The organism is Myxococcus sp. AM011, from assembly GCF_013372595.1.
Lineage (GTDB): Bacteria > Myxococcota > Myxococcia > Myxococcales > Myxococcaceae > Myxococcus > Myxococcus eversor.
In genome coordinates this window covers 1-5,832 of record NZ_JABXEM010000429.1, presented here as the reverse complement: position 1 = coordinate 5,832, position 5,832 = coordinate 1, and the positions used below count along the sequence as shown (strand labels likewise).

Here is a 5,832-nt window from a genome sequence, read left to right as displayed (position 1 = left end):
GCTCCTCCAACGAGTCTTCGTCCGCCAAGGGCGAGAGGCTGCGCAGGACGAGGAGCATGCAGGCGCGGCGGATGGCGAGCGGCGTGCGCCCCTCCGGCGTCCCGTCCGCCTCGGTGTAGCCCCAGCGCGCGCCCACCGTGACGTTGCCCTCGCCGCGCGGGAAGACGCGGCCATGGCGGAAGGTGAGGCGGGGCCCATCAAAGCCCGGGCCCACCGGAGCACCCTCCACGACCAGGTGCTCCCGCGAGAAGGACACGTCCGCCCCGTGGAGTGCCAGGCGGTAGAGGCGAATGGGGGGCACCGGCAGCCAGAGGGACGGAGTGCCGCGCCCGTCGAGGTGCAACGTCGCCGAGCGCTGCTCGAAGTGCCACCCCGTCACCTTGTCGATGGTGCGCGTCGCCTCCTCGAGAAGGACGGCCAGGCGGGTGTCGCCCGCCATGGCCGGTGTGACGCCCTCGGCGCGCATGTCGGCCACCGTGGCGTACACGTCAGTCCTTCTCCCGCTTGCCGCGGCGCGTGTCCTTCTCTTCGCTGGCCTTCGGCAGGTCCTCCGTCGTCAGCGTGCCGGCGGGCCGCGCCGCACTCAGCTTCAGCTCGTCGCTGGCGCTGCGTTTCACGCGGGCCTCGTCGGCCTCGGTGGTGTCGAGGGCCTTCGCCTCGGCCTCCGTGCACACGTCGAAGGCGAGCGGCGAGTAGGTATCACCGGGCAGTTGGTGCACGGTGCGCAGGTAGTCCGCCACCGGCTTCTCCACTCGGTACCAGCCGCGCTCCTCCTGGAACTTGATGCCGGCATACGTGTAGCGCCGCAGCACGTGGCCGCGGCGCGCGTCGTAGGCCTTGAGTCGGACGAGATAGGAGTTGTCCATGGTGAGCCTCACAACTGCACGTTGATGGCCTTGGCCGTGCCGGACTCCTCGGCGAATTTCGCGTCGAAGCGCAGCGTGGCCACCACCTTCAGCGTGCCCTCGGAGATGTCGCGCGCGGACTCGATGCGAATCTGCCGCCAGATGCCGACGTGGATGTTCTTGGGATTGGTCAGCAACACCGCCGTGCGGTCATTCGTCGCACCGAGGTTCTCCGGCCAGAGGGGGATGGGCCGCACCGGGACGCCCGAGTAGAGGACCGGCGCATCGCCCTCGAGGAACTTGTCGCCGACCGCCGTGGCCCGCTCCGCGAGCGAGTTCCGGTAGTCCAGGTCCGCGTCGACGCTGGTAAGAGGAACCCCATGCTGCTCTTGTCACGGAGGTGCTCCGAGGGCAGCGACTTGAGGAGGTCGCCGAGGACGTCCTTGCTGATGGGCGCGCCGGCCGCGTCGACGACGTTGCTGGTGGCCTGCTTCAGCACGCCATCCATCGTGGCGAGGAAGGGGTCCGCCGAGGCCGTGTCCCCGTTGACGAGGATCTCCTCCATGTCGCGGCTGATGGCATCCGCGAGCATCTCCATGAGCGTCTGCCGCAGCTCACCGCGCTCGATGCTGTCTTCGAGCACTTCGTCGCTGAGTCGGACTTCGCCTTTGAAGAGCTTGGCGTCCAGCTCCACCTGGGAGAGGTCCGGCTTCACGCGCTGGGCGGCGGGGACGGCGGTGGCCTCCTGGGCCGGGCGGAGGATGCGGCTGCCGAACTTCAGCTTGGAGAACTGCTGCTTGGGGGCCGCCATCGGGACGACGGTGCACTGCTGCAGCAGGACGGACTGCTTGATGAGCAGGCGCATGAACTTCTGCGCCTGGGCGGGCTGGAGGATGCCGCCGCCCGCCGTGAGGTCGGCGAGGGCCAGGTCGGCCTTCGCCAAGAGGGTGCTGTTGTCGATACGACTCATGAGGGCTTCCTTGGGCGTTGAGGCTTCCTGGAGCGGGTGGGACGTCAGACGTCGTGGAAGGAGAGGGCCTTGTCGACGCTCTCCCGGTTGAGGGGTTTGTTGAGGTCGAGGGGCCAGCCGACGTCCTCGGCGGCGGGCTTCGGCGGGCGCTCCGCGGGGGCGCTGCTGTTGGGCAGGCCGTGCTGCTTCTCCACGCGCCCCAGTCGCTGGTGCTGCTCCTTCACGGAGCCCTCCAGCGCGCGGACGGCGTCGGTGAGCTTCGTCAGGCCTTCCATGACGCCGGAGGCGTCGGGGCTCGGCGCGGGCGGAGCCGGCTGAGGAGCCGGCGCGGGGTTGGCGGCCTTGGCGCGCGCCTCGACCTCGTCCTCGGAGTCGTCTTCGTCCTCTTCCAGGGCGTCGGCGAGCGCGCGCAGGTGCTGGGCCACCTCCACCACGCGCACACCGTCGATGCCGTCCGTGGAAGCCAATGCCTCGACGAGGGCCGTCACTGCTTCGAGGGCCTGCTGGGCGGAGGCGAGGAGGGCGGCCTCGGCCTTGGACGTGTCCGAGGCGGCGCTGTTGGCGCCCTCGGCCTGCGAAGTGTCTTGGGGGGTGTCGTGCATGTTGTCTCCGTCTCTCTTCACGAGGAGGAAGCGATGCTTGTTGGCGGCTCTGTCGACGAGGGACACCTCCTCCACCACCATGTCGACGAGGCGGTGGACGGAGGCGGGGCCTTGGGTGGTGCTCGTCATGCGGCCTCCGGCTGGGAGTCAGCGGCGGGTGTGTCGGAAGGGGGCTGCTCGGTGGCGGGGGCGGCCTCGGGGAGACGGCGCGCGGTGCCGCCAATGCTGAAGCCCGTCAGTTGCCCGTCCTTCACACGCCCCCAGAGCTCGTCGGAGAGGACGCGCACGGCGAGCAGCCACGTGCCCTTGCGTACCGGCACCTCGCCCAAGGAGAAGTCGACGGGCGCCAGGTAGCTCTCCAGCACCTTGACGTGGCCGTTGACACGCATCTGGTGCATGAGGCCGAGGCCGCCGAACTCCTCCATGAAGCGGTGCGCTGCCTGGCGAATCTCCGCGGCGGAGTAGAGGTCGCCCTGCGCGTCCACCGTCTCCGGCTCCAGGACGACACCCAGGACGTACCGCTCGTCGTCTGGCTCGACGCCCTTGAGGAGGGACGTCGTGGTGGCGAAGGGGGTGGTGCCGGGCGGCTCCTCCGGCTTCCAATCGTCCACGGCGAAGTCGCCGTCACCCTCCAGCGCCTTCGCGGCGGGCTGGTAGTTGGAGACGAGGAGCTGCGTCAGCACGGAGGAGCCGCCCACGCCGCGCATGGCCGCAATCGTGCGAGGCGTGCGAATGCGCTTCACCACGAAGCCGGAGTCCTTCAGCATCCCGGGCAACTTCCCCCGGATGCCATACGTCATGAGCCAGCGGCCCTTGAGTGACTTGAGGACGCCGTAGAAGCGCTCCTCGTCGAAGTCCCCCTCGCCGACGTCGACGTTGTAGCCAGGGTAGGGCGGGTCCAAGAAGAGGACGGTGTCCTTCCCGTCGTACTTGCGGACCACCTTCTCGTAGTCGCCGCCGTACACCTTCACGCGCTTGAGACGCGGGGCGTGCTGCTCGATGCGGGCGAGCGTCTTCGCCTCGACGCCCATGCCGTTGGGGCTGACGCTGCGACCGCGCAGCTTCCCGTAGGAGAAGTGCGTCAGGTAGAGGAAGCGGTGCAGGCGCTCCACGTCCCCCTTCGGCTTGGAGTCGAAGAGGCTCTTGAAGGTCTTCTCGTCGCCGACCCACGGCAGCTTCTTCAGCTTGGCGAGGCCCGCGGGCGTCAGCTTCTGGATGAGCCGGTACGCGTCGGCGATTTCGGGGTCCGCGTCGTTGATGGCCTCGACGTCCGAGGGGGCCTTCTCGAAGAGGACGGCGGCGCTGCCGGCGAAGGGCTCCACGTACGTCTTGTGCGCGGGCAGCATTGCCACCAAGCGCTTCGCCAGGCGCTTCTTGCCAGCAGGGCTGCCCCAGATGGTCTTCTCCACCGGCTCACCCTGGAGGGACTCCAGGACGTGCCGGGCCCGGGCGAGGGCTTTCGTGAGGGCGTCACCCATCCTGGAGGCCCTCCGGGTCGAAGCCCCACGTCAGCTCTCCCGAGGTGGGGAGATTGAGGTCGCGAGGCCAGACGATGGGCGTCGCCTCGGCCTTGGCCGTGGAGGTCGACTCCTGCGTCGTCGTGTTGCCCTCCGGCGTCGGAGGTGAGGTGGGGGGCGGTGTCGAGGTGGCCTGCATGGCGTTTCGTCTCCGGAAGAGACAAAGGCCCGCGGCGCGAAATCGGGGACATCACTTAAGTGACGGCGAGCGTCGTGGTGCGGCAGAGGCCGTGGTACGGCGGGAAGCCCACGCCCGCGTCCGCGAGCTGCCTGTCCGAAGCGAGGGAGCGAAACTCGCCGACGTCGTCGCGGGTGCCGGCGGCCGAACGGAGCACCTCGGCCAGGCGCGTCTCCTGGCCTCCTCGGTTGACGTAGAGGAGCGCGCGCCCCGTGTCCGCGTCGAGGCGCTCGCGCACCCAGGGCAACTCCTGCTTCACATCCTCTGGGCGCTCGAGGGACTCCAGTCGCTCGAAGCGCTGGAGGGCCTCGCCCACTGAGAACGTCTTCCCGTGGAGGAAACGGCACACCTGGGTGGTGGCCTCGTCGAGGACGGCCTCGATGCGGTAGCGCCGGATGCCGGCCTCGGCGTAGCTGCTCACCTGGGCGAAGGAGCGCCCCTGGCCAATGAAGTGGCTCGCCACCACCTCCCAGTACAAGGGGGCTCGCTCGATGAGCGCGCCGCGCGCGGCCCTCTCCAAGGACTCGGCGATGTCGCTTCGCGCAAGGCCTGCCTCCAGCCCCTCGGCCACGAGGCGCCGGGCCTCCTCGCCGAAGGCGTCCAGCCGGCGCCCATACTCGTTCCGCACGAAGTTGCCCTGGGTCCGGACGATGTGTTGGGCCACGCGTCTGTCGACGGCGTTGAAGCGGGCGGCGAGGGCGAGGCCCTGCTCTCTCCGGGCGTGGCTGCGGGTGGACGCCACCACCTCTTCGGCTGCGTCACCGAGGGGCGCTTGGATGCGGGAGGGGATGACGGCTGTCCGCCGGCCAGCAGCCTCCAGGGACTGGGCGACGAGGCGCCTGCGCTGGGCCGCCGTCGTCTTCCTCCAGTCCACGTCGAGGACGGCCACCGCCTCTCGCATGGCATCCACGTCCGCGCGCCCAACGGCGCGGCGAAGGCGCGCGGCAAGCAGGGCCACGGCGCGGTCCATGCCGGCGGCGGTACCGACGTCGAGGGCCTTGGCCACCGGCAGCCGCAGGACGTCCCCCAGCAGGGTTTCCGCCACCGCCCGCGCCTCGTGCAGGAGGAGGAGGCTGTCAGCGGGGGCCGTGCACATGGGGGGGCTCCTGCGTCACCAGCTCCACGGAGCTGCGGCGCTTGGCGCGCACTTCGACTCCTGCCGGAGTGGGGGAGAAGACGACGTCGTGGCTGGCCGCGCACCTGTCACACAGGGCGAAGACGAGGAGGCCGTTGCGCCAGAGCGTCGTCGTCTCCTCCAGGGGCCCGCGCCTTCGGCACATGCGGCACTCCAGGACACCGCGCTCGGCGTCGGCCTGGGCCTGGAGCACCCACGCGCGCTGAAGCTGCTCAGGCGTCATGTGGGTTGCCCCGAGAACCAGGTGTCGAACTCCTCGCGGGGGACGGGGACGTGCTCGGTGTCCATGTACCTGCGGGCCAGCGCCAGGCGTCCTTGGGCCAGGCGCTCCTCCTCGGCCCGAAGCTCTTCTCGCAACCCCAAGAGGCGTTTCGCCTCGCCCAGCAGCGAGCCTTTGTCCTTCTGGGGCTTCAAGTCTTCGACACCCGTCTGAAATGTGTCGCGCAACATTTCAGACGCAAGGTGTCGCTCGGGAAAATGTAGCGGACGACTCAGGCGCCCGCGCCGAGCAGCAGCTTGGGCTGCTGAAGGATGCGCGCTTCCTCGTCTCGCTCCGAGAGGAGCTTGTTGCCGAGGAAGACCGCC

At 69.7% G+C, this 5,832-nt stretch carries 9 protein-coding genes and 1 pseudogene; all 10 read right to left on the bottom strand.

Going from position 1 to position 5,832, the window contains the following annotated elements:
- The coding region (locus tag HUW62_RS45330; protein WP_176437980.1) for a hypothetical protein at positions 1 to 487 on the bottom strand (487 nt) is incomplete at its 3' end.
- Position 488: 1 nt separating this feature from the next.
- Complete coding sequence (locus tag HUW62_RS45325) at positions 489 to 866, bottom strand: hypothetical protein (protein WP_176437979.1); 378 nt, start codon at positions 864 to 866, stop codon at positions 489 to 491.
- 8 nt (positions 867 to 874) lie between these two features.
- The gene (locus HUW62_RS45320; RefSeq protein WP_158625657.1) at positions 875 to 1,045 is read right to left on the bottom strand and encodes a hypothetical protein; all 171 of its coding nucleotides are present in this window, start codon (positions 1,043 to 1,045) and stop codon (positions 875 to 877) included.
- Positions 1,036 to 1,815, bottom strand: a complete 780-nt coding sequence (locus HUW62_RS45315; RefSeq protein WP_176437978.1) for a phage major capsid protein — start codon at positions 1,813 to 1,815, stop codon at positions 1,036 to 1,038. The genes HUW62_RS45320 and HUW62_RS45315 overlap by 10 nt, the downstream gene beginning before the upstream one ends.
- A 44-nt stretch (positions 1,816 to 1,859) precedes the next feature.
- Positions 1,860 to 2,546, bottom strand: coding sequence for a hypothetical protein (locus HUW62_RS45310; RefSeq protein WP_176437977.1), 687 nt, complete (start codon positions 2,544 to 2,546; stop codon positions 1,860 to 1,862).
- Positions 2,543 to 3,895, bottom strand: coding sequence for an XkdF-like putative serine protease domain-containing protein (locus tag HUW62_RS45305; RefSeq protein ID WP_176437976.1), 1,353 nt, complete (start codon positions 3,893 to 3,895; stop codon positions 2,543 to 2,545). Before HUW62_RS45305 ends, HUW62_RS45310 begins: the two co-directional genes overlap by 4 nt.
- A complete protein-coding gene (locus HUW62_RS45300; protein WP_176437975.1) occupies positions 3,888 to 4,073 on the bottom strand; it encodes a hypothetical protein in 186 nt (61 codons plus the stop codon). The genes HUW62_RS45305 and HUW62_RS45300 overlap by 8 nt, the downstream gene beginning before the upstream one ends.
- 55 nt (positions 4,074 to 4,128) lie before the next feature.
- Entirely contained in the window at positions 4,129 to 5,208 is a 1,080-nt protein-coding gene (locus tag HUW62_RS45295) for a head morphogenesis protein (protein ID WP_176437974.1), read from the bottom strand.
- Entirely contained in the window at positions 5,189 to 5,470 is a 282-nt protein-coding gene (locus HUW62_RS45290; protein ID WP_141648549.1) for a hypothetical protein, read from the bottom strand. Before HUW62_RS45290 ends, HUW62_RS45295 begins: the two co-directional genes overlap by 20 nt.
- Positions 5,467 to 5,679 (bottom strand): annotated as a pseudogene (locus HUW62_RS45285) (phage portal protein); the annotation flags it as partial. The gene HUW62_RS45290 and the pseudogene HUW62_RS45285, both read right to left, overlap by 4 nt.
- Between the last annotated feature and the right edge of the window lie 153 nt (positions 5,680 to 5,832).